Origin of the sequence: Pseudomonas sp. TR47, assembly GCF_044143025.1 — a bacterium.
Classification (GTDB): Bacteria; Pseudomonadota; Gammaproteobacteria; order Pseudomonadales; family Pseudomonadaceae; genus Aquipseudomonas; species Aquipseudomonas putida_E.
Genome location: NZ_JBHFCS010000035.1, coordinates 13487 through 37280, shown reverse-complemented (window position 1 = coordinate 37280; position 23794 = coordinate 13487). Strand labels below are relative to the sequence as shown.

Here is a 23794-nt window from a genome sequence, read left to right as displayed (position 1 = left end):
AGCCAGCCCAGGCAACACAGGGTTATCGATTTAGTGCAGCGTTCGCGGCTCAGTCGGCATCTGGACCTGAATCAATGCCGCCTCGAGCAGCACACGCAGCGACTCGAGTTCATGTGTTGACGCCATCATCAGGGCCGACGCAGGCGACCGCGGCTGAACCAGTATCGCCTGATGCGTAACGGCTAGCGCGCAGTTAGCGAAGTCTGCGGCCTGAATCAGAGTGTCTTCGAGAGCGTGGAGGGCATGGGGTGGATCGGGGACTATCTTTAACATTATCCAATTCCTTGTAAGTGCGGCGACCTCTCTGCTGTCAAACAGAAGGGTGGCAGCGGTACGTGGGTTGACAGACCGGTGGAATTGGCAAGTTCCGGCGCACGCAAGCGTGCCCACACGTACAGCCGCCATAAAGATAGCTGTATGCCAAATACCGTCGCGGCCTGTCAAAGCCATGTCGCTGATGTGCAGCAACAGGCCGAGACTAGAGCGCCAGCAGGGCGACCGCAACGGAAAACAGGCGGCTGAAGTATGTTTGGGAAATGGACTACAAGAAAGGGAAAAAATCTGATTTCCGAACACAAACAGAAACCAGCCGGACCCAGAACTGACCTTTACTCAGGGCAGCCAAAGGTACAAGCGCTGCCTCATGCCGTGTTCGCGACGCTGTTTCGTACAGCTACAGCGTCCGGAGCATCTCCCAGAACGATGCCCCTACGCCCGTGATACTTTCACCGGCAATCAACCCAGCTGCCGCTGTGATCGCAAAGCGCTCCGTGACGCTCGGCCATCGGCAGTTGACCAGCCATGTGAGCACTGCGCCAAAACCCATCATCATCGCGATCGACGCCGGCAATATGAATGCCAGCCCCAGTGCGGCGGTGCTCGGCAGCCAGCGGGCGGCCCGTTGCGGTAGTAGGCTGTCCAGCGTGCCCAACAGCACGCCTACAGCGCTGGCAGCCAAAATCGCCCAGCGAATCTCCGGCGACAGTGCTCCCAGCCCAACTGTCAGCGTCTGGGCCACCGCTTTCCAGGTCGCGACAGCCGGCGCAGGCCACTGCTCGGTAAGCAGCATGGCCTGCGGATCCGGTATCAGCATCAGGTAAACCAGCACGCCGACCACGCTGCCGATGAAAATACCGATGCATTGGGCAACGAGTTGCTTGTGCGGGGTCGCGCCGATCGCCAGGCCAACCTTGAAATCGTTCATCAGGTCTGTGGATTGCCCGGCCGCGCCACCCGCCGTGTTGGCGCTCATCAGGTTGATGGCCACCTGGCCGGGGGCGATCAGGCCGAAGCCGAGCTGCGACAGCTTGCCAATGGCGCCAATCGGTGCGATGCCGGTGGCCCCAACGACGCGCGCGGCGACGACGGCAAGGCAAATCGCCAAAGGAATGCTCAACAACGCCATCCACCAGTCGATCCCGAACAGCAGCGCCTGCAGGGCGACGACCAGAGCGACGGATAGCAGCAGGCCGGATGCAGGCCCTGGCGAAAACCGTATCCTGGCGCGCGGCGCCCGATGTGCAAGCGCATTTGCAGGCAACCGCCGTGACACTCGGAACAGACGAACTGCCAATGAAGTCAAGGTCGCACAGACCATCAGGCTAACGCCCGGCCACAACAGCCACTCCACAAGCGCGGCGAACTGGGGGCCGCTGGCGTTCGGGGCGATCACTACCAATGCGTGGTCGATCAGCCACGGCGCTAGCCCGCCCCAGGCCAGCGCGGCGCCGAACAGCAACGTCAGGCCAACTCGAATGCCGATGATGCCGCCAAAGCCGATGAGCAACAGCGAAGGATCGACAGTAAAGGTCAGGCGCTCGAGCGCAGGCGTGGGTGCCCAGCGTGGTATCGCCCAGACGAAGCCGTCAATCCACTTCACCAGCCCTGACAGCAGCGCGGCACTGCACAGAACCTTGATGCGAGACATGGCTTCGCGCCCATGATGGTAGATCTGCTGCAGCGTTTCCAGGGTCGCCATGCCTTCGGGGAACTTCAGGTCATGGTCGTTGAGCAAGGCGGGGCGCAGATACCAGGCGATCCAGATGCCCAGGAAGCTTACGGAGAAAACCCAGGCCATCATCGGCAACGGGTCCAGTTGGTGGCCGGTGAGCAGCGTATAGGCAGGGATCGGCGCCACCAGCCCGCCGGAAATGATGGAAGCGGCGGCCGAAGCCACGGTCTGGTTGATGTTGCTTTCGTGCAGCGTCCAAACGGGCCGCTCCTTCTTGCGGCCCGCGATACCCTGCCACAGGGCGAAGCCGATCAGCAAAGCGATGATCGACATGTTGAATGACCAGCCGATCTTGAGCCCCGCATAGACATTCGATGGCGTGAGCAAAATGCCCAGCATCGCGCCGGTGAGCACAGCCCGCAGGCTCAGCTCACGTTCGATGCGAACCCTTGGGAGGGCGGCGGCTGGAGCATGTCCCATTACAAATCCCTTTCTAGATGGCGCAAGCGTTGTCTGCACAACTGAGCCCGGAAAGCCACGAAGGTTCAGTGGCAGCCAGTGTGACCCGGCTGGCAAAGAGATTTGAAAAATTTTTGGCCCGGTTTGGCTATCTGCCAGTTATTGCGGTGCGCCGATGGGTAGCGCTTTTGAAATGGACGGTGCAATGGGCGATGAGACAAGCCACTGCAAATCGTGAGCAAAAGAAAGCCCGCCGGGAGGGGCGGGCAAAGGAGCGTCTATCACGTAGGGATAGCTTTAGTCTCTGCTTGGTGCCGTGAAAATTGAGTGAAAGAAAAGTCAGTGCGATGTGACGTGCGTCATTCTCATAACGGCTGCTACACCTGTCATCGCTCTGGGCGCTGCTGCAGCGCAATGCCGAAACCCCTCTGGCATGAAGGTTTCAGATCTGCGTGGGCTCATTCGAGCCGGGGAAAGCCGACTTTCTGAAAACAACCAGAAACCTGAACTAAAAAGCCCGGGGCTTTTCACAAGCCCCGGGCCCTTTCTTCAGCAGCAAACCACTATCAGTGGAACTGCTCTTCCTCGGTCGAACCGGTCAGTGCCGTCACCGACGATGCGCCACCCTGAATCACGGTGGTCATGTCGTCGAAGTAGCCGGTGCCCACTTCCTGCTGGTGCGCCACGAAGGTGTAGCCTTTGCTGGCGTCGGCGAATTCCTGCTCCTGCAGCTTCACGTAGGCGGTCATGTCGTTGCGGGCGTAGTCGTGCGCCAGGTTGAACATGCCGTGCCACATGTTGTGGATACCAGCCAGGGTGATGAACTGGTGTTTGTAGCCCATGGCCGACAGCTCGCGCTGGAATTTGGCGATGGTGGCGTCGTCCAGGTTCTTCTTCCAGTTGAAGGAAGGTGAGCAGTTGTACGACAGCAGTTGGTCCGGGTATTCCTTCTTGATCGCTTCGGCGAAGCGGCGGGCTTCGTCCAGGTCCGGCTTGGCGGTTTCGCACCAGATCAGGTCGGCGTACGGCGCGTAGGCAAGGCCGCGGGCGATGGCCTGGTCGAGGCCGGCGCGGACCTTGTAGAAGCCTTCACGGGTACGCTCACCGATCACGAACGGCTGGTCGTACGGGTCGCAGTCGCTGGTCAGCAGGTCGGCGGCGTTGGCGTCGGTACGGGCCAGGATGATGGTCGGTACGCCCGATACGTCAGCGGCCAGGCGCGCTGCAACCAGCTTCTGCACGGCTTCCTGGGTAGGTACCAGGACCTTGCCGCCCATGTGGCCACACTTTTTCACCGAGGCCAGCTGGTCTTCGAAGTGCACGCCGGCGGCGCCCGCTTCGATCATGTTCTTCATCAGCTCGTAGGCGTTCAGCACGCCGCCGAAACCGGCCTCAGCGTCCGCCACGATTGGCGCGAAGTAGTCGATGTAGCCTTCGTCGCCCGGGTTCTTGCCGGCTTTCCACTGGATCTGGTCGGCGCGGCGGAACGAGTTGTTGATGCGCTTGACCACAGTTGGTACGGAGTCGACCGGGTACAGCGACTGGTCAGGGTACATGGACTCGGCCGAGTTGTTGTCGGCGGCCACCTGCCAGCCAGACAGGTAGATGGCCTGGATGCCGGCCTTGACCTGCTGCACTGCCTGGCCGCCGGTCAGGGCGCCCATGCAGTTGACGAAATCTTTTTCTGGGCGGAAGGACGGGTGGGCACCCTCGGTGACCAGCTTCCACAGTTTTTCTGCACCCAGGCGGGCCAGGGTGTGCTCCGGCTGCAGGGAGCCACGCAGGCGAACGACATCGGCGGCGGTGTAGGTACGGGTCACGCCTTTCCAGCGCGGGTTTTCGGCCCAGTCTTTCTCGAGGGCTGCAATTTGCTGTTCGCGTGTCAGTGCCATGGAAATAAACCTCGTCGCATCGATCTTGGGGTAATTGTGCTGATGCTCACGAAGCGAATCAGGGGTGTGGCGGCTGTCCTGTTCGGGGGAGTGCGGCGGCGAACGCGAAGGCTCGAAGGGGGAAGGAGTTGCAGCCTGGGCGAGGGCATGCGCCGGCAGGTCGGCTCGTGGATGCCTTGCTGCGGTGCTACGCGATTGCCAGAACTGCGGTGATGCGCTTCCGTCCCTCGGGACAACTTCTTCGTTGCAGTCGCAATCCCGTCGAACCGCCTTGTGGGCCGTATAGACACGAGGTGCCTCCAAGGGTGGGAGGGGGCGCCTCGAAGGCCCTTGCCAGGGCCCCTGATTAGCGGGAGCGAGGCCATCATGCCCTTGGGAAAAAGAGCCTGTCAAATGTTTTGTAGTGCTTTTTTGGGCTTACTACATCTTTGGTCTAATGCGACTTGCTGGTCAGTTTCAAGGCCTTTGGTCGAGGCCTTGATTTGCCTGGGATCAGTCGAGAAGGTCGACTTTGACACGTAAAGTCATGTTTTCACCCCGTTGGGTGCTGTAAGTGCGGCTTGACGGGCTGAGATCGGCCTGGCTCTGCTGGTTGAACCCAGCCAGGGTAATCCACTCACCGAGCTTGCCGGTGACCGTCGTGTCGGTACTTTGTACTTTCACTACATCAGCACGTTCATGGCTCATTCGGTCATTATTGGTGCTTATTTGCAGGCGAACGGTTTCGCCGATCAGGCTTGGGGTCACGTAGAAACCCTGGGTCACATTACGGTATTCGGTGTTGCTCTGGATGCGCCCATAGCCGTCGGTGCTGGTACTGGTGACAGGGATGCTCTGGCCGACCTGGATCAGCGCCGGTTGGCCTTCGCTGGCCTGGACCTGTTGCAGGCCACCATCCCGGTTGCTGGTGCCGTAATGGATGATGCGCGCATTGCCACGGTTGTCCTGATAGTTGCTGTCGTTGTTGTCGACGCTGATCATCAGGCGCTTGGGCGCGGTGTCCAGCTGTTGCAGCAGGGCGCGCAGGTCGTCTACGCGTTCGGGGCTGGCAGTGACGATCAACTTGTTCTCGAAGGCGCTGACGCTACCGTCCTTGCCAATGAACGACTGGGCGGCGGGCAGCAGTTCGGCGCTGCTGCGGTGCTGCAGCGGCAGCACTTCGGTGGCGGCTTGGGCGGCCAGGCTGGCGGCCAGCAGCAGGGAAGTTAGAAAGGGGCGTAGCGCCATGTCCATGATCTCCGCAGGTGGAATCAACATGATGGCAAAATTGTGCGACTCGTGCCGGTTGTCCATCACAAGGTGTCTTTTATCCTGCTTTTATTCTATAAGATATAAATTATAGTCATCTGGATAATTCAGGATATTGCCATGAGCCTTGCCCGCCCGATCTTCCGCCGCGAACAGTTGGCTCAAGCCCTGGTACGGGACCTGGCCGGCGAATCGTTCGTCGACTACAGCTCGGGTATGTTCCTCGCTGCGCCAAGGCGCACGGGCAAGAGCACCTTCCTGAACAACGACTTCATTCCAGCCTGCCTGGAGCGCGGCTGGCTGCCGGTGTATGTCGACCTGTGGTCTGACCGTGATGCCGACCCTGCCGAGTTGATCAGCGGTGCCATCGGCAGCGCTCTGGCGCGTTTTGAAAGTACCTTGGCCAAAACCGCGAAGAAGGCGGGTATCGACAAGATCAACCTGCTGCGTACGCTCAGCTGGGATTTCACCCGCCCGCAACTGCCCGCCGGTACCACGCTGGCCCAGGCGCTTGCGGTGCTGCATCAGGTGTGCGGGCAAATGGTGGTGCTGGTGGTGGATGAGGCGCAGCATGCCCTCAACAGCGAGGGTGGGCTGAACGCCATGTTCGCGCTCAAGGCGGCGCGCGATCACCTCAACCGGGGTGACCGCCCCGATGGCCTGCGCCTGGTGTTTACCGGGTCCAGCCGGGACAAGCTGGCCAATCTGGTGCTCAAGAGCAAGCAGCCATTCTATGGCGCCAGCATCACTGCGTTTCCGCTGTTGGGGCGGGACTTCGTCGACTTCGTGACCGGTGTCTGGAATGGCCGTCTGGCGGCCAGCAACCAGTTCAAGGCCGAGGATCTGGAGTATGCCTTTGAGCGTGTTGGCCGGCGCCCGGAGATGCTCGGCAAGCTGCTCACCGAGGTGAGTATCGGGCTGGGCGAGGCAGGCAACCTTGGCGAGCTGCTGCGCACCGGTGCGCTGAACCATCAGGCCGGGGTGTGGAGCGACTACGAAAGCGCCTGGAACGAGCTGTCTGCCTTGCAACAGGCGGTGCTGGCAGTGATGGCCGAGCGCACGCGGGCCCGGCAGCCGTTTTCGCCCTTCACCGAACAGACCTTCATCGACGTCAATCGCAAGCTGGAACAGGCTGCTGCCGAAGCCAACGCCACGACACCCAATGTGCAAAAAGCCCTGGATGCCTTGCGGGAAAAGGAGCTGGTGTGGAAGGCCAATCGCGGCGAGTACGCGCTGGAGGATGTGGCAATGGCCGAGTGGCTGGCGCGCGGCTAGGGCTGGCCCGCTCGCGGTGGTCACTGCCAGACAAATTCCGTAACATCCCGCCCTTCGATTGTTTTCAGTACCGGCCGCCTGGCCCTGCATCACAGGACACCCATGAAACCCGCCCGACTTCGCGCCGACCTGCTCGCCGGCCTGACCACTTCATTCGCTCTGGTGCCCGAGTGCATCGCTTTCGCCCTGGTGGCGCACCTCAACCCGCTGATGGGCCTGTACGGCGCCTTCATCATCTGTACCCTCACCGCGCTGTTCGGTGGTCGCCCGGGCATGATCTCCGGTGCTGCCGGCTCGATGGCGGTGGTGATCGTCGCCCTGGTGGTGCAACACGGTGCGCAGTATCTGCTGGCCACCGTGCTGTTGGGCGGTGTGGTGATGATCCTGTTCGGCCTGTTGCGCCTGGGCAAGCTGGTGCGCCTGGTGCCGTATCCGGTGATGCTTGGCTTCGTCAACGGCCTGGCGATCGTCATCGCCATGGCCCAGCTGGAGCATTTCAAGACGGGTGAGCAGTGGCTCAGCGGCACGCCCCTTTGGCTGATGATCGGCCTGGTGGCACTGACCATGCTGGTGGTATACGTGCTGCCAAAGCTGACCCGCGCCGTGCCGCCAGCGCTGGTGGCGATCCTCGGCGTTGGCCTTTTGGTGTACCTGCTCGACCTGCCAACCCGCACCCTTGGCGACATGGCGCACATTGCTGGTGGGCTGCCGACGCTGGCCCTGCCGGATGTGCCCTGGAACCTTGAAACGCTGAAGATCATCGCCCCTTACGCGGTGCTGATGGCCATGGTCGGCTTGCTGGAGACCCTGCTGACCCTGAACCTCACCGACGAGATCACCGAGAGCCGCGGCTACCCGGACCGCGAGTGCGTGGCCTTGGGTGCGGCCAACATGGTTTCCGGCTTGTGCGGTGGCATGGGCGGCTGCGCGATGATCGGCCAGACGGTGATCAACCTCAGCTCCAATGGCCGCGGCCGGCTGTCCGGCGTGGTGGCGGGGGTGATGATCCTGCTGTTCGTGCTGTTCCTGTCGCCGCTGATCGAGCGTATCCCGTTGGCGGCGCTGGTCGGGGTAATGTTCGTGGTCGCCCAGCAGACATTCGCGTGGGCGTCCTTGCGCGTGCTGCACAAAGTGCCGGTGAGCGATGTGCTGGCGATCATTGCCGTGACGGTGGTCACCGTGTTCACCGACCTGGCCACGGCCGTACTGTTCGGCATTGTCATCGCGGCGGTGAATTTTGCCTGGCAGCATGCGCGGGAGCTGTATGCCGACAGCCATGAAGACGCCGAGGGGGGCAAGCATTACCAGGTGCATGGCACGCTGTTCTTCGCCTCGGTCACGCCGTTTCTCAACCAGTTCGACCCTGCGGGTGACCCGGCCAAGGTTACCCTGGATTGCCAGCACGTGAGCTTCGTCGATTATTCGGCAATTGCTGCGTTGAAGACCTTGCGCGAGCGGTATGCCAAGGCGGGCAAGCAGCTGCGGGTGGTGCATCTGTCCGAGCGCTGCAAGAAACTGTTGAAGCGCGCTGGCGAGCAGCACTGAGTTTTTGCGGGGGCTGTGCTGGCCCTATCGCCGGCATAGCCCTCGCGGCTTCACTCCCCGCGATTCTTCTTCACAATGCCGTCAGCAATGCTCGCCGGCGCCTCGGCATAACGGGTGAACTCCATCGTGTAGCTGGCCCGCCCTTGGGTCATCGAGCGCATCGAGGTGGCGTAGCCGAACATTTCTCCCAGCGGCACCTCGGCACGGATCACCTTGCCGGCGGGGGTCTCGTCGCCATCCTGGATCATGCCGCGGCGCCGGCTCAGGTCGCCCATGATGTCGCCTTGGTATTCCTCGGGCGTGACCACTTCGACCTTCATCACCGGCTCCAGCAACACCGCTCCGCCTTTTTGCGACAGCTGCTTGGTGGCCATGGAGGCAGCGATCTTGTAGGCCATCTCGTTGGAGTCGACGTCGTGATAGGAGCCGTCGAACACCGCAGCCTTGAGGCTGATCAGAGGGTAGCCGGCAAGCACGCCGTTCTTCATCTGCTCCTCGATGCCTTTCTGAATCGCCGGGATGTACTCGCGGGGTACCACGCCGCCGACGATCTCGTTGATGAACTCCAGGCCTTCCTTGCCTTCATCGCCCGGTGCAAAGCGGATCCAGCAGTGTCCATACTGGCCGCGCCCGCCGGACTGGCGAACGAAGCGGCCCTCGATCTCGCAGGTGTTGCGGATCTTCTCGCGGTAGGCCACCTGGGGCTTGCCGATATTGGCCTCGACGTTGAACTCACGCCGCATGCGGTCGACGATGATGTCCAGGTGCAGTTCGCCCATGCCTGAAATGATGGTCTGGCCGGTCTCCTCATCAGTGCGCACGCGGAACGAGGGGTCTTCCTGGGCCAGCTTGCCCAGGGCGATGCCCATTTTCTCCTGGTCGGCTTTGGTTTTGGGTTCTACGGCCACGGAGATCACCGGGTCCGGGAAGTCCATGCGCTCGAGGATGATCGGTTTGTCCATGTCGCACAGCGTGTCGCCGGTCGTCACGTCCTTCATGCCGATCAGGGCGGCGATGTCGCCGGCGCATACATCCTTGATTTCTGCACGTTGGTTGGCGTGCATCTGCACCATTCGGCCGATGCGCTCCTTCTTGCCTTTGACCGAGTTGAGCACTGCGTTGCCGGAACTGAGCACCCCGGAGTACACCCGGGCAAACGTGAGCGTGCCGACGAACGGGTCGGTCGCGATCTTGAACGCCAGGGCCGAAAACGGTTCGTTGTCGTCGGCGTGGCGCTCCAGGTGTTTCTCTTCGTCGTCCGGGTCGGTGCCCTTGATTGCCGGGATTTCGGAGGGCGCGGGCAGGTAGTCGATCACCGCATCGAGCATCAGCGGCACGCCTTTGTTCTTGAACGAGGAGCCAAGGATGGTCGGCACGATTTCGTTGGCAATGGTGCGCTGGCGCAGGGCGGCCTTGATCTCGTCGATGCTCAGCTCCTCGCCATCGAGAAACTTGGTGGTCAACTCATCATTGGCCTCGGCCGCCGCTTCGACCATGTGCGCACGCCATTCGTCGGCCAGTGCCTTGAGTTCGTCCGGGATTTCTTCTTCGCGGTAGGTGGTGCCATGGTCGGCGTCGTTCCAGTAGATCGCCTTCATCTTCACCAGGTCGATCTGGCCGATGAAGTTCTCTTCGCTGCCGATGGCCAGCTGGATGGGTACCGGGTGGTGCCCCAGGCGCTTGTCGATCTGTTTGACCACGCGCAGGAAGTCTGCGCCTTGGCGGTCCATCTTGTTGATATAGGCCAGGCGCGGGACGTGATACTTGTTGGCCTGGCGCCACACCGTCTCGGACTGCGGCTCTACCCCGTCGGCACCGCTGAACACCACCACGGCGCCATCGAGCACGCGCAGCGAACGTTCCACCTCGATGGTGAAGTCGACGTGGCCGGGGGTATCGATGATGTTGAAACGGTACTTGTCGGCGAACTGCTTGGTCGAGCCCTGCCAGAAGGCCGTGGTCGCCGCCGAGGTGATGGTGATGCCGCGTTCCTGTTCCTGGGCCATCCAGTCCATGGTCGCGGCGCCATCGTGCACCTCGCCCATCTTGTGGTTGACCCCGGTGTAGAACAGGATGCGCTCGGTGGTCGTGGTCTTGCCGGCATCCACGTGGGCGACGATACCAATGTTGCGGTACAGCTCGATGGGCGTTGTGCGGGCCATGACGGACTACCTGCGGATGAGCGGATTCTCCCAAGGTAGCAGAGCGGGAGAATCCTGCTTTACCGCCGGGCCGTCAGTCGGCCTGGGCTTGCAGCAGCCACTGGCCGTCCACTTCGCGGGCAACGCCGCTGGCGGGCAGCAGGGCCAGCAGGCGCTCGTGCAGAGCCGCTTCGGTGAAGGTCTTGAGGGTGGTCAGGTCCAGGGCACCGACCGGGTTCAGGTCTGCCTTGGTGTACGACAGCCAGGCTTTTTTCAGTACCTGCGCCACGTCGCTGCCGGCTGTGGTGGCGAAACGGCGGTGCCATTGGCGACCATCGAGGGTGAAGCTGTGGGCGTGGGTATAGGTGCTTTCGTCGCCACCTTCGGTGCAGCGGTGGCAGCGGCACGGGCCTTCGCCGAAGGCGTTGCGCAGGTAAGCGTTGAAATCCACGACGGGCTTGAGGGTCAGGCGTTTGTCGACCTCGAACAGGTCGGCGATCAGGGGTTCTTCGGCGCTCACTCGGTGTCCTCGTGTGGTGTGGCGTGCATCGGCGGGCACCCTAACAGATCAGGGCGGGGGAGGCCATTAGAGACAACTGCGCACAGCTGCCGTACTCTACGCGCCCGCAAGCCTGCATCCAACACCGAGGTAACCCCGCTTGAGCACCCAGTTCCCGTACACCGCCACCGTCACCATCAGCGCCGAAGACCGTGGGGGCGATATCGAGGCCTCGGAAAACCCCAGCATGCGTGTTGGCCTGGAAGCCGTGACCGAAACCCTGAAGAAGGTGCATTTCGTCGGTACGCTCGCGGCCCCGGAAAAGCCGGCCACGCATATCTGCGTGACGCTGGAGAACGGCCTGACCTACTACGGCCCGATCGTCAACGGCCACGCCGAACTCGAAGGCGGCTGGATCGCTTTCGAATCCGACATGCTCACCCCGGAAGAGCTGGGCCTGTAAGCCTCAGTTCAACTCGACCAGGCACTGCTCGAAGATGTTCAACCCTTCTTCGAGCACCTCGGCTTCGATGGTCAGTGGCGCCAGCAGGCGAATGATGTGTCGCGCCTTGCCGCTGGGCATCAGCAACAGGCCTTTTGCCCTTGCTGCATCCATGACCTTGGCCAGCTGAGCGGGGGCAGGGCTGCCGTCGCCATTGACGAATTCGATCCCGCGCATCGCGCCGACGCCTGTCAGGCGTCCGATGACCGGGAAGCGTTGCTGCCAGCGTTCAACCCGGCTGACGATGGCCTGCTCCTGGCGCTCGCCCCATGTGGCGACGTTCTCATCGGTCATCTGCGCCAGGCTCGCCAGCGCCGCTGCACAGGCAATCGGATTGCCCGAATAGGTCCCGCCGAGGCCGCCCTTGGGCAGCGCCGCCATCAACGCCTGGCGCCCGACCACCGCCCCCAGCGGCATGCCGCCGGCGATACTTTTGGCCAACAGCAGCAGGTCTGGCTCGATGCCAAGCCGCGGGAAGGCGAAGCGCTGGCCGGTGCGGCCGAAACCCGACTGGATCTCGTCGATGATGATCAGGATCCCGCGCTCGTCGCAGAAACGGCGCAGCGCCTGGGCAAAGGCCGGGTCCAGGGCGAGGAAGCCCCCTTCACCTTGCACGGGCTCCAGGATGAACGCCGCCACGTCCTCTACTGCCAGCTCGACGCTGAACAGGCGGTCCATGGCCTTGAGCGCCTGCTCGCAAGTGACGCCGGTATCGGCGCTGGGGTAGGGCAGGTGGTACACCGGCCCCGGCAGTTCACCGACGCGTTGTTTGTAGGGGGCGACCTTGCCGTTGAGGTTCAGGGTTGCCAGGGTGCGGCCATGAAAGCCGCCGTCGAAGGCGATGATGGCGCGCTTGCCGGTGGCACCGCGGGCGACTTTGAGGGCGTTTTCCGCCGCTTCTGCGCCGCTGTTGGTAAGCATGCCGGCCAGCGGGTAGCTGACCGGCACGAACGCGCGCAGGCGCTCCATGAGCTCCAGGTAAGGGCCGTGAGGCGCCGCGTTGAAAGCATAGTGGGTCAGGCGCGTGGCCTGGGCCTGGATGGCCGCGACCACGGCCGGGTTGCAGTGGCCCAGGTTGAGCACGCCGATGCCGCCGACGAAGTCGATGTAACGTTTCCCGTCGGTATCCCAGACTTCGGCATTACGGCCATGGGAAAGTGTAATCGGATGAACGATGGCAATGGATTGGCTGATACTTTCCAGATTCATGGGCACGCGGACCTTGTTCGAGTTTCTTAATATCGAAGCGCGCCGAAGTGTCGTTCCGCAAACGAATTATTCGATTGCGTTCATTCCCTGGATTCGCGAACTTGGTCAATCTCCCTCTGCCACGCGTTCACCAATCCACTGCACGAAGGCCCTGATCTTCGGCACCTCTGCCGCATGCTCGGCATGGGCGATGAAGTGCCGGCCATTGCTCGCCACCGGGTGGTCCCACGCCACTACCAGCTTGCCTTCGCTCAACTCCTCGGCCACCAGATAGCGCGGGATCAGGGCGATGCCGCAACCGGCGATGGCCGCACGGATGCACAGGTAGAACGTGTCGAAGCGCGGCCCGTGGTAGCTGTTCTGGCTGTGCAGGCCCAGCCCCAGAAACCATTCGTGCCAGGCCTCCGGGCGTGATGCGCATTGCAGCAAGCGGTGTTCGGTGAGGGCTTGGGCACTGTCGAAGCGGTGCCTGGCCTGTAGCTGCGGGGCGCACACCGGCACCACCTCTTCGCTGAACAGTTCGATGCAGGTCGCCCCTGGCCAGGTGCCCTGGCCGAAAAAGAAGGCGATGTCGGCCTTGGCCTGCACCAGGTCGAACGGCTCCAGTTCGTTGCGGATGTCCAGGTGGATGCGCGGGTAGCGGTCACCGAAGCCCTTGAGCCTGGGCACCAGCCAGCGCGCACCGAAGGTGGGCTGGGTGGCGATGCGCAGCACTTCGGTTTCGTCGCCATAGCTGAGGATGTAGCGGCTGGAAATGTCGATCTGGTTAAGGATCTTGTTCACTTCGGTCAGGTACAGGGCGCCCGCCGGCGTCAGGTGCAGGCGCCGGCGAATGCGCTGGAACAGTGAGTGCGCCAGCATTTCTTCAAGTTGCGCGACCTGCTTGCTGACGGCGCTCTGGGTCAGGTGCAGTTCCTGCGCCGCCCGGGTGAAGCTCAGGTGGCGGGCGGCCGCTTCGAAGCACTGCAGGGCGGTAGTCGAGGGCATCAGGCGTTTGGACATGGCAGGCGCGTACCGAGCAAAAAAGGAAGGAGTTCATTCCGTATTGGAATCATGTGCTTCGAAAAGGTCGTTTGTTGACCTCGCCCTATAGATTAATACTGACCTGGATCAACGATTACAACCGGTACTGCGAAGAGGAGGCAAGTGCACCGCCGGCGACTTCAAAACAAGAAAAAAGAACATCACCACTTACAAGAATTCTGCTCCAACTTTTTCAGCCGTCCCTGCGGCGGCCGACCCATTCGAGGGTTCTCCATGGCTTCGCTAGAAAACAAGAAACAGCGTTCCCTGCAGCACGGCCTGACCTCCCGTCAGGTGTCGATGATTTCCATTGCCGGCATCATTGGCGCCGGCCTGTTCATCGGTTCCTCCAACGCCATTGCCACCGCTGGCCCGGCCATTCTCATCTCCTACGCCATGACTGGCCTGTTGGTGTTGCTGGTGATGCGCATGCTTGGCGAAATGGCCATCGCCAACCCCAACAGCGGCTCCTTCTCCACGTACGCCTCCGAGGCCATCGGCCCCTGGGCAGGGTTCACCATCGGCTGGCTGTACTGGTGGTTCTGGGTGCTGATCATCCCGGTCGAAGCCATCGCCGGGGCTGACATCCTGCATGCCTACTTCCCGGCGGTACCGTCCTGGCTGTTCGCCTTCCTGATCATGTTCTTGCTGTCGGGCACCAACCTGGTCAGCGTGAAGAACTTCGGTGCGTTCGAGTACTGGTTTGCCCTGGTCAAGGTGATCGCGATCATTGCCTTCATCGTGGTCTGCAGCCTGGCTGTGTTCGGCTTCTGGCCGCTGGCCGAGGTCTCAGGGGTGAGCCGGCTTTGGGACAGCGGCGGGTTCATGCCCAATGGCTTCGGTACGGTGCTCGGTGGCGTGCTGATCACCATCTTCTCGTTCTTCGGCGCCGAGATCGTCACCATTGCCGCTGACGAGACCGCCAACCCGAAAGACAAGATCCGCCGCGCCACCAACCTGGTGGTGTACCGCATCGCGATCTTCTACCTGGCCTCGATCTTCCTGGTGGTGTCGCTGGTGGCCTGGAACGATCCGCAACTCAAGGCCGTGGGCTCGTTCCAGCGGGTACTTGAGGTGCTGAATGTGCCCGGGGCGAAACTGCTGGTCGACCTGGTGGTGCTGGTGGCGGTCACCAGTTGCATGAACTCCGGCCTCTACACTGCTTCGCGGATGCTGTATTCCCTGGGTGCCCGCGGCCAGGCACTGAGCATGACCAAGCGTATCTCCGGTGCCGGCGTGCCGACGGTGGCGGTTATCCTCTCGACCCTGGCAGGCTTTGCCGGCTGCTTCGTCAACTACGTATTCCCCGGCAAGGTGTTCGGCTTCCTGCTGTCGACCACCGGTGCGATTGCCTTGCTGGTGTACCTGGTGATTGCCGTCTCGCAGCTACGCATGCGGGCCCGGGCTGATCGAGAGGGGCGGCCGCTGGAGTTGAAGATGTGGTTGTTCCCCTGGCTGACCTGGCTGGTGATCGGCACCATCGTGATGGTACTGGGCTACATGCTGTTCAGTGATGCGTACCGTTATGAGACGCTGATGACGGCCGGGGTGACGTTGTTCATCGTGCTGGTTTCGCTGACCCAGCGGCGTGCCAGGGCGGTGGCGCAGCCTGCCTGACCCTTGCGGGGCGCTTTGCGCCCCGCATTTTCATTGGCCCATGCCCAACGCGGCGCTACCATGCAGCTTGCATCCCTTCCCATTCCAAAAAGCACAGGAAGCGTATGACCGAACAAGCTCTCTCCCTGCAGGCACTGGCCGCACCCGACGGCATTTGCTACGGCTGCGGCGTTGCCCACCCCAGCGGCCTGCATGTGCAGAGCCATTGGGACGCCGACGGTATCCATCTGCTGTGCCGTCACACGCCCGACACCACCTTCACCGGCTGGCCGGGGCTCGTCTACGGCGGCCTGCTGGCGATGCTGGTCGATTGCCACTCCAACTGGGCTGCCATGGCTTACCACTACCGGGCCGAAGGGCGTACCCCCGGCAGCCTGCCGCGTATCGACTGTGTCACCGGCAGCCTGGGCCTGAACTACCTCAAGCCCACACCCATGGGGGTCGAGCTGCTGCTCAAGGCGCGTGTGGAAGGCGAAGTCGGACGCAAGACACGGGTAGTCTGCGAGGTCTGGGCGGGGGATGTGCTGACCGTCTGCGCCGATTCGGTGTTCGTCCGTGTGGATACCGAAAAGCTCAAGTTCAAGGCCCATGGCCAGGTGAGCTGACAACGGCAGGAGAGCCCCATGACCCGCTGCAAGCGCGAGCTGCCCGGCCACCGTTGGTTGTGCACCCTGGACGGTGTGTGATGCCCATTGAGCTGATACCTGCCACCGATGCCCACCGCACCTTCGCCCGTGACCTCACGCGTCGGGCCATGCTGGCGTACTACCGGGAGTTCGATCTGTTGTGGATCGAAGAAGCGTTCGATCAGGCCTGGGATTGGCGCGAGCAGTGGCTGGTCGTAGACGGGGACCGCGTGCTGGGCTTCTGCAGCCTCAGCAAGGACCGTCAGGCATTGTTCATTCGCGAGCTGCACCTGCTGCCTGAGCATCGCGGGCAAGGGGTTGGCAGTTGGGTGCTGCAAGCGCTGGCTGCCAAGGCGGCGCAGCAGAGGCTGCCGTTGCTGCGCTTGATGGTGTTCAAGAGCAACCCGGCGCGGCGGCTGTACCGGCGCCAGGGGTTTGTCGAAATGGGCGAGGATGAGTGTTTTGTGCGTATGCAGAAGGTGGTCGGCTGATCTTTGCTGATCGAGCTTGCGGCCCTAGGTGCTGGCTCAATACTGGCTTGCGACCCCGGCGTGCGATGGGCATAGTGACCGAGCAGTCTGCAAGAGCCCACAGGGTTGTGAGCAGTATCCGACGATGGCTAGGGAAGCAGGAGAAGCATCAGTATGAATGGGCTCGGTACGCGTCTTAGGGAAGAGCGTGAACGGCTGGGAATGACCCAGCGGGTGTTTGGTGATATTGGCGGCGTCGAGCCCAATGCCCAGGGCAAATATGAAAGTGGCGAGCGCACACCGAGGGTCGATTACCTGGCTGCCCTGACGGCCAGAGGAGTCGACGCGCTCTATGTGCTCAGCGGTGTGCGCACCCCGGCGCCGCTGGAAAGCCTGACGGCGGATGAAACCGGTTTAGTGGCCGCGTTCAGGCGCCTGGCGGCCGACGACAAAGCGGTGTTTAGGCATTTGCTTGAGCGCCTGATGGGCGATGCAGGCCGCAGTGAAGCGATGCGGCCACAGTGGCGTGAGCGTAGGACATTTCCGAAGGAAGTTTTACGCTAGGCCCGTCTTGAAAAATTTTGTTAAGGTGGCGGGATCCAATCGCCCTGTTGACGAGGTGTCTGCTTGATTAGGGTCCTAGTGGTCGACGACCACGATCTGGTGCGAACCGGTATTACACGCATGCTGGCCGATATCGACGGCTTGCAGGTAGTGGGGGAGGCGGATTCGGGCGAGTCGGCGCTCAAGCTGGTCCGGGAGCTCAAGCCGGATGTCGTGCTGATGGACGTCAAGATGCCTGGTATCGGTGGCCTTGAGGCTACCCGCAAATTGTTGCGTAGCCACCCTGACACCAAGGTGGTGGCCGTGACCGTGTGTGAAGAAGACCCGTTCCCCACGCGCCTGATGCAGGCCGGGGCGGCCGGCTACCTGACCAAGGGCGCGGGGCTGGACGAGATGGTCCAGGCCATCCGTCTGGCGTTTGCCGGGCAGCGTTACATCAGCCCGCAGATTGCTCAGCAACTGGCGCTCAAGTCGTTCCAACCGCAAGGGTCGCCGTTCGACGCCCTGTCGGAGCGGGAAATCCAGATCGCCCTGATGATCGTCGGTTGCCAGAAGGTTCAGCTCATCTCGGACAAGTTGTGCCTGTCGCCCAAGACCGTCAATACTTACCGGTATCGGATCTTTGAAAAACTCTCGGTCACCAGCGACGTCGAACTGACCTTGCTGGCCGTTCGCCACGGTATGGTCGACGCAAGCCTCTGAACCTCATGTCCCAAGTCTTTGATGCCAGCGCGTTCCTGGCGACCTGTAGCGCTCGCCCGGGCGTCTACCGGATGTTCGATAGCGAGACTCGGCTGCTCTATGTGGGCAAGGCCAAGAACCTCAAGAAGCGTTTGGCCAGCTATTTCCGCAAGACCGGCCTGGCCCCTAAAACCGCTGCGCTGGTAGGGCGCATCGCCCAGGTCGAAACCACCATCACCGCCAATGAGACCGAGGCGCTGCTGCTCGAGCAGAACCTCATCAAGCAGTGGCGGCCGCCGTACAACATTCTGCTGCGCGACGATAAATCCTACCCGTATGTGTTTTTGTCCGACGGCCAATTCCCACGGCTGGGCATTCACCGTGGCGCGAAGAAAGCCAAGGGGCGCTACTTTGGGCCATACCCCAGCGCCGGGGCCATCCGCGAAAGCCTCAGCCTGCTGCAAAAAGCCTTCTCGGTACGCCAATGCGAGGACAGCTACTACGCCAACCGTACCCGCCCATGCCTGCAGTACCAGATCAAGCGCTGCAAGGGGCCGTGTGTGGGGCTGGTCGACGCAGAGGAATATGCCGAGGATGTGCGCCATTCGGTGATGTTCCTCGAGGGCCGCAGCCAGCAGTTGGGCAATGAGCTCAATGCCGAGATGGAAAAGGCCGCGATGGCCCTGAACTTCGAGAAGGCAGCCGAGCTGCGCGACCAGATCGCCTTGCTGCGCCGGGTCCAGGACCAGCAATACATGGAAGGCGGGTCTGGTGATGTGGATGTGGTCGCCGCCTTCGTCAACCCCGGTGGCGCCTGCGTGCACCTGATCAGCGTGCGCGGTGGGCGGGTGCTGGGCAGCAAGAACTTCTTCCCGCAGGTCGGTATTGAAGAAGAGGTGGCCGAAGTGATGGCCGCCTTCCTGTCCCAGTACTACCTGGGCAATGCCGAGCGCGAATTGCCGGGTGAGTTGATCGTCAACGTGGTGCACGAGGACTTCGCTGCCATCAGCGAGGCACTGCAAACCCTGCGCGGCCGCGAGCTGACCATCAGCCACCGCGTGCGTGGCACCCGTGCCCGTTGGCAGCAACTGGCGGTGACCAACGCCGAACAGGCGCTCAATGCCCGCCTGGCCAACCGCCAGCACATGGCTTCGCGGTTCGAGGCCCTGGCCGAGGTGCTGGGCCTGGACGAAGTGCCCCAGCGCCTGGAGTGCTACGACATCAGCCACTCCAGCGGCGAGGCGACGGTAGCCAGTTGCGTGGTATTCGGCCCCGAAGGCCCGCTCAAGTCCGATTACCGTCGCTTCAATATCGAAGGCGTGACCGCCGGCGACGACTACGCCGCTATGCACCAGGCCCTGACGCGCCGCTACGGGCGTATCAAGGGCGGCGAGGGCAAATTGCCTGACGTGCTGCTGGTGGACGGCGGCAAGGGCCAGCTGAACATGGCCCGCGAAGTGATGCAGGAGCTGGCCTTCACCGACCTGACCCTGCTCGGTGTGGCCAAGGGCGTGACCCGCAAGGCCGGTTTCGAGACCCTTTACCTCAATGACGTGGCGCACGAGTTCACCCTCAAGGGCGACAACCCGGCGCTGCACCTGATCCAGCAGATCCGCGACGAAGCTCACCGTTTTGCCATCACCGGCCACCGCGCCCGCCGCGGCAAGGCCCGCCGTGTGTCCAGCCTGGAAGACGTTGCCGGGGTAGGGCCCAAGCGCCGCCGCGACCTGCTGAAACATTTCGGCGGCCTGCAGGAGCTCAACCGCGCCAGTATCGATGAAATCGCCAAAGCCCCCGGCATCAGTAAAAAGCTTGCCGAGTCGATTTATGCCAGCCTGCATAGCGAGTAGAATGCGGGCTCAACCCGCAGCCAGTCGTACCGATGAATATTCCAAACCTGCTCACCGTTCTACGCGTCCTGCTCATTCCGATCTTCATCTTGCTGTTCTATATGCCCTATCACTGGAGCTATATGGCCGCCAGCACGGTGTTCGCCATCGCCGCCGCCACCGACTGGCTGGACGGCTACCTGGCCCGTCGCCTGCAGCAGAGCACGCCGTTCGGCGCGTTCCTCGACCCTGTGGCCGACAAGCTGATGGTCGCCGTAGCCCTGGTGCTGCTGGTGCAGGTGCACGCCAACTTCTGGCTGACCCTGCCGGCCGCCGTGATCATCGGCCGCGAAATCGTCGTTTCGGCCCTGCGCGAGTGGATGGCTGAACTGGGGGCGCGGGCGCATGTGGCGGTGTCCAACCTCGGCAAGTGGAAAACCGCAGCGCAAATGCTGGCGCTGATCATCTTGCTGGCCAACCCGCCGCTGGTGACCTTCTGGGTGATTCTGGGCTACGGGTTGCTGCTGGTTGCCGCTGCGCTGACGCTGTGGTCCATGGCCCATTACCTGTTGGCCGCTTGGCCGCACCTGCGTGAAGGTTCGGAACAAAAATAAAACTTTTTTGAATCAAGGGGTTGACGCCGTTTTAGATATCGCTAGAATGGCACCTATCACGACGCGGGAATAGCTCAGTTGGTAGAGCACGACCTTGCCAAGGTCGGGGTCGCGAGTTCGAGTCTCGTTTCCCGCTCCAAATTCGATCCTCAGTGCGTCGCTGAGATCACAAAAAAGAGGCCTAAGGGCCTCTTTTTTTGTGCCTGCGATTTGGCAGGTTACCTGCGTGCCGGCGACAGCGCCCGCCCAGGTGAAACAGGCTTAACGGCCTAGCGCACGGTGCGCGGCTCGGTCGGCAGCTGCATGCGGATTCCACGACACTTGGACACCCAGCCCACGATCATTTGGACGCTCATTCCACGCTCGCTTGGACAGGCAGTCGGAGCGCAGCGACGCAGGTTTGAATTGTTCGTCTGAAGTCCCTGCCGCCGTCAATTTTGTTGCGCGCCTGCGCATCGATTCGCCCTTCAGTTCGATCCGATAAGCGTTTTGCACCAGCCGGTCGAGGATCGCATCGCCCAAGGTCGGATCGCCGATCAACGCATGCCATTTGTCCACCGGCATCTGGCTGGTGACCAGCGTCGAGCGGTTGCCGTAGCGGTCGTCCAGCAGTTCGAGCATGTCGCGACGTTGCGCTGCGGTAAACGGTGCCAAGCCCCAGTCGTCCAGGATCAGCAGGTCAGTCTTGGCGTATCCGGCCAGCAATTTGGCGAAGCGACCGTCGCTGCGGGCAAGGCTCTGGCCCAAGGGCGACGCAATCCGGTGTGTACCCATGCTCAGTCAGGAATCGGTCGCTGATCGGTCGGCACTGGCGCTGCCGGTAGCCGTCGATTCAAAGGTAGCGTTTTCGCCACTTGAACACCGTGGTTGAAGTGATCTCTAACTGCTCACAGATGGCCTTGGGGTCACCCCTTCAGCGAGTAAAAGAAGTATCCGCGCCCGTAGCCCGAGGCTTCGCTCCAGCGTCCTCCTGCGTAACCAATGTTGAAGCGTAATGGCGTCAGCAGGTTGCAGTGAAAAGGAAGCGATGGGGCGGGGCATCCGAGAAACCAGGCGAGGTATGAAGGCAGACAGTATATCAATATTCGTTAGAAAATTAACTAACCGCTCACGACGCTAGTACATGTTTGCTATTTGCGGCTTTGGTTTGGGGTGGCGCTTTTGAACTTGTAGGAATTTTCTGTTCTGGTGCAGCTTGGTGGAAATAACTTGCATTTTATGCATGTTGATCACTATTTCGTCTGAGGTTGTTTTTGTTGATGTGGGTCAATGCGTCGATGACGGTCGGGTTGCTCTTATTAAATGAATCAGTGTTGGCACTCTGGTGTACTGCTTCGAACATTTGTTGTCATCTTAGGTATGTCTTGTAGGACGCTTCCTTATTTTAGAAAGGGGGTGGCGCGGCGCGAAAAGATGCGCCATGGTTATCGGGGAGGCACTTCCGGGTAGCGCTCCCGCCCAAGCAGTCGTACGCAATGGTTCGACTGGTCTTGATTAATTTTGTTGGGGGTTCGGTGGCGCTCATTTGGGCGTTGGTTCCCGCTAGGAATTCCGGTTCGCAGGAGGTGGTATGGCTTCAAATAGCTTTCAGAATGAAGTGCCGAAGGCACGTGTCAATATCAAGCTTGATCTGCATACAGGTGGCGCCCAGCGCAAGGTGGAACTTCCCCTTAAACTCATTCTGATGGGAGACTACAGCAACGGGAAGGAAAAGCGCCAACTGTCAGAGCGGCCGAAGGTAAATATCAACAAGAATAATTTTGACAGCGTGCTGTCCGATCTCTCTCCGAGTCTCAAGGTTATTGTTGACGATACGCTTTCGGGCGAGGGTGGGGAAACACCGGTCGAGCTGAGCTTTCAGCGTATGAAGGACTTCGAGCCAGAACAGGTTGCTCTGCAGATTCCTCAGTTGCGTGCACTGTTGGCGATGCGAAATTTGCTGCGCGAATTGAAGGCCAATCTTCTGGATAACGCAACGTTCCGTGCTGAATTGGAGCGGATACTTAAAGATGAAGCACTGAGTGACGAGTTGCGTAAGGAACTTGCTGCCCTTGCACCGCCAAGCGAGCGCTAGAAAACCATCATCTCGACAGACTGGAAGCTAATAAATGTCCGAAGAACAATCTTCTGCGCAATCGCGTGGCGCCACCGTGCAGGTGGAAGAAAACCAGAGCGTCTATCACGCGCTGTTTGAAAGAATAAACCTTGAGCCGCTTGATCAGATGGGTGGCATTGAGGTGTTCCAAAGTATCGATGCGTTGTCAGAAGCGACAGCTAATGAGCGCGTTACTGCTTCGGTGAGCGTTTTTCTGGACCGTCTCAAACAAGTCTCTCCGAAGGTGGAGAAGCTGGACAGGGCTCTGCTGGATGAGCACATCGCCTCGATTGACGCTCAGATCAGCAGCCAGCTGGACGCGGTCATGCATCACCCGGATTTTCAACGGGTCGAATCAATCTGGCGCGGCGCGAAGTCGTTGATTGACCAAACGGATTTCCGTCAAAACGTCCGAATTGAGCTGCTCGATATCAGTAAGGAGCATCTGGCGCAGGACTTTGAAGACGCGCCGGAGATCTCGCAAAGCGGTTTGTATCTGCATACCTATACCCAGGAATACGATACGCCTGGTGGTGAGCCTATCGCGGCGGCAGTTTCGAATTATGAGTTTGGGCGAGGGGCGCAAGATATCGCATTGTTGCGCAATGTTTCGAAAGTGGCGGCTGCATCCCATATGCCGTTTTTGTACTCGGTTGGTCCGGCCTTCTTCGGAAAAAACACCATGGAGGAAGTGTCCGCGATCAAGGATATCGGTAACTACATGGATCGTGCGGAGTATATTAAGTGGCACGGCTTCAGGCAAACTGACGATGCTCGTTATGCGGGCGGGATAACACCCCGCACATTAGGGCGCTTGCCTTATGGGCCTGATACGAACCCTGTGCGATCTTTCAACTATGTGGAGCGAGTCAAGGGGCCGGATCACAGCAAGTATTTGTGGGTAAGCTCGACATTCGCGTTCGCGGCGAACATGGTCAAGAGCTTTATTGCCAATGGATGGTGCGTGCAGATTCGAGGGCCACAGTCGGGTGGCGCGGTTACCGACCTGCCGATTCATTTGTACGACATGGGGACGGGTAGTCAAGTCAAGATCCCCTCGGAAGTTATGATTCCGGAGACCCGAGAGTTTGAGTTTGCCAATTTGGGCTTGATTCCGCTCTCGTATTACAAGAATCGTGACTACGCATGTTTCTTCTCGGCCAACTCAGCGCACAAGCCGGCAATCTATGACACGGCGGAGGCCACGGCAAATAGTCGTATCAATTCGAGGTTGCCCTATGTGTTCCTGCTTTCTCGCATTGCACATTATTTGAAAGTTATCCAGCGGGAGAATATTGGTACAACTAAAGACCGTCGCCTGTTGGAGTTGGAGCTCAATAGGTGGGTCAGTGGCCTGGTCACCGAGATGACCGATCCGGGAGATGACTTGCAAGCTTCCCACCCGCTGAGAGAGGCAAAAGTGGTTGTCGAGGACATTGATGACAACCCGGGCTTCTTCAGGGTCAAGTTGTTCGCTGTGCCGCATTTCCAGGTTGAAGGTATGGACATCAACCTCTCATTGGTTTCGCAGATGCCCAAAGCAAAATCTTGATT

General features: G+C 60.9%; 20 protein-coding genes, 1 tRNA gene and 2 pseudogenes. 13 read left to right on the top strand and 10 right to left on the bottom strand.

The genetic code is table 11. From position 1 onward, the window contains the following. Positions 1–30: 30 nt before the first annotated feature. The 4 genes from ACEWE8_RS24485 to ACEWE8_RS24470 form a co-directional block, all read right to left on the bottom strand. Positions 31–273, bottom strand: coding sequence for a hypothetical protein (locus tag ACEWE8_RS24485; protein WP_046788353.1), 243 nt, complete (start codon positions 271–273; stop codon positions 31–33). A 400-nt stretch (positions 274–673) separates the two neighbouring features. Continuing rightward, a complete protein-coding gene (locus ACEWE8_RS24480; protein ID WP_367904173.1) occupies positions 674–2431 on the bottom strand; it encodes an OPT family oligopeptide transporter in 1758 nt (585 codons plus the stop codon). Between the two features lie 545 nt (positions 2432–2976). Next, positions 2977–4302, bottom strand: coding sequence for an isocitrate lyase (gene aceA / locus ACEWE8_RS24475; protein WP_012315229.1), 1326 nt, complete (start codon positions 4300–4302; stop codon positions 2977–2979). Positions 4303–4794: 492 nt separating this feature from the next. Further along, positions 4795–5529, bottom strand: coding sequence for a secretin N-terminal domain-containing protein (locus ACEWE8_RS24470; RefSeq protein ID WP_039603676.1), 735 nt, complete (start codon positions 5527–5529; stop codon positions 4795–4797). A 141-nt stretch (positions 5530–5670) separates the two neighbouring features. On the opposite strand from ACEWE8_RS24470, the gene ACEWE8_RS24465 reads away from it, so the two are divergent. Both ACEWE8_RS24465 and ACEWE8_RS24460 read left to right on the top strand, forming a co-directional pair. Next, positions 5671–6825: a hypothetical protein gene (locus ACEWE8_RS24465; protein ID WP_046785672.1), complete on the top strand. Its 1155-nt coding sequence runs from the start codon at positions 5671–5673 to the stop codon at positions 6823–6825. A 102-nt stretch (positions 6826–6927) separates the two neighbouring features. Beyond that, on the top strand, positions 6928–8370 hold the full coding sequence (locus ACEWE8_RS24460) for a SulP family inorganic anion transporter (RefSeq protein WP_046785673.1): 1443 nt from the start codon (positions 6928–6930) through the stop codon (positions 8368–8370). Positions 8371–8420: 50 nt separating this feature from the next. Here the strand turns inward: ACEWE8_RS24460 and fusA are convergent, their stop codons facing one another. Continuing rightward, complete coding sequence (gene fusA, locus ACEWE8_RS24455; RefSeq protein ID WP_046785674.1) at positions 8421–10532, bottom strand: elongation factor G; 2112 nt, start codon at positions 10530–10532, stop codon at positions 8421–8423. Between the two features lie 73 nt (positions 10533–10605). Beyond that, positions 10606–11031 carry a hypothetical protein gene (locus ACEWE8_RS24450; protein WP_046785675.1) on the bottom strand — a complete coding sequence of 142 codons (426 nt, stop codon included), beginning with the start codon at positions 11029–11031 and terminating at the stop codon, positions 10606–10608. Positions 11032–11170: 139 nt separating this feature from the next. On the opposite strand from ACEWE8_RS24450, the gene ACEWE8_RS24445 reads away from it, so the two are divergent. Next, entirely contained in the window at positions 11171–11473 is a 303-nt protein-coding gene (locus tag ACEWE8_RS24445; protein ID WP_012315223.1) for a hypothetical protein, read from the top strand. Between the two features lie 3 nt (positions 11474–11476). On the opposite strand, the gene ACEWE8_RS24440 is transcribed toward ACEWE8_RS24445, so the two are convergent. Continuing rightward, positions 11477–12721: an aspartate aminotransferase family protein gene (locus ACEWE8_RS24440; protein WP_046785676.1), complete on the bottom strand. Its 1245-nt coding sequence runs from the start codon at positions 12719–12721 to the stop codon at positions 11477–11479. A gap of 105 nt (positions 12722–12826) precedes the next feature. Further along, positions 12827–13723 (bottom strand): LysR substrate-binding domain-containing protein, encoded by an 897-nt coding sequence (locus tag ACEWE8_RS24435; RefSeq protein WP_012315221.1) that lies wholly within the window; start codon positions 13721–13723, stop codon positions 12827–12829. A gap of 255 nt (positions 13724–13978) precedes the next feature. Between ACEWE8_RS24435 and ACEWE8_RS24430 the strand changes: the two genes are divergently transcribed. The 8 genes from ACEWE8_RS24430 (at position 13979) to ACEWE8_RS24395 (ending at position 20284) form a co-directional block, all read left to right on the top strand. Then, positions 13979–15361 (top strand): amino acid permease, encoded by a 1383-nt coding sequence (locus ACEWE8_RS24430; protein ID WP_119687444.1) that lies wholly within the window; start codon positions 13979–13981, stop codon positions 15359–15361. A gap of 104 nt (positions 15362–15465) precedes the next feature. After that, a complete protein-coding gene (locus ACEWE8_RS24425; RefSeq protein ID WP_046785677.1) occupies positions 15466–15966 on the top strand; it encodes a PaaI family thioesterase in 501 nt (166 codons plus the stop codon). Positions 15967–16046: 80 nt separating this feature from the next. After that, positions 16047–16478, top strand: coding sequence for a GNAT family N-acetyltransferase (locus ACEWE8_RS24420; protein WP_046785678.1), 432 nt, complete (start codon positions 16047–16049; stop codon positions 16476–16478). 153 nt (positions 16479–16631) lie between these two features. Next, positions 16632–17021 (top strand): helix-turn-helix domain-containing protein, encoded by a 390-nt coding sequence (locus tag ACEWE8_RS24415; protein WP_046785679.1) that lies wholly within the window; start codon positions 16632–16634, stop codon positions 17019–17021. A 63-nt stretch (positions 17022–17084) separates the two neighbouring features. Further along, positions 17085–17723, top strand: coding sequence for a UvrY/SirA/GacA family response regulator transcription factor (gene uvrY, locus ACEWE8_RS24410; protein WP_012315215.1), 639 nt, complete (start codon positions 17085–17087; stop codon positions 17721–17723). 5 nt (positions 17724–17728) lie between these two features. Beyond that, the gene (gene uvrC / locus ACEWE8_RS24405) at positions 17729–19552 is read left to right on the top strand and encodes an excinuclease ABC subunit UvrC (protein WP_046785680.1); all 1824 of its coding nucleotides are present in this window, start codon (positions 17729–17731) and stop codon (positions 19550–19552) included. Between the two features lie 32 nt (positions 19553–19584). Continuing rightward, positions 19585–20145, top strand: coding sequence for a CDP-diacylglycerol--glycerol-3-phosphate 3-phosphatidyltransferase (pgsA, locus tag ACEWE8_RS24400; RefSeq protein WP_046785681.1), 561 nt, complete (start codon positions 19585–19587; stop codon positions 20143–20145). Positions 20146–20208: 63 nt separating this feature from the next. Further along, positions 20209–20284, top strand: a tRNA-Gly gene (locus ACEWE8_RS24395). 272 nt (positions 20285–20556) lie between these two features. Here ACEWE8_RS24395 and ACEWE8_RS24390 read toward each other — a convergent pair. Both ACEWE8_RS24390 and ACEWE8_RS24385 read right to left on the bottom strand, forming a co-directional pair. Further along, a pseudogene (locus ACEWE8_RS24390) lies at positions 20557–20880 on the bottom strand (ATP-binding protein); the annotation flags it as partial. Between the two features lie 100 nt (positions 20881–20980). After that, positions 20981–21186: pseudogene (locus ACEWE8_RS24385) on the bottom strand (helix-turn-helix domain-containing protein); the annotation flags it as partial. 529 nt (positions 21187–21715) lie between these two features. Here ACEWE8_RS24385 and tssB point away from each other — a divergent pair. Together tssB and tssC are read left to right on the top strand one after the other, a co-directional pair. Beyond that, positions 21716–22219: a type VI secretion system contractile sheath small subunit gene (gene tssB, locus ACEWE8_RS24380; RefSeq protein ID WP_012315105.1), complete on the top strand. Its 504-nt coding sequence runs from the start codon at positions 21716–21718 to the stop codon at positions 22217–22219. Positions 22220–22253: 34 nt separating this feature from the next. Continuing rightward, positions 22254–23792: a type VI secretion system contractile sheath large subunit gene (gene tssC / locus ACEWE8_RS24375; protein ID WP_177011152.1), complete on the top strand. Its 1539-nt coding sequence runs from the start codon at positions 22254–22256 to the stop codon at positions 23790–23792. Positions 23793–23794: the final 2 nt, after the last annotated feature.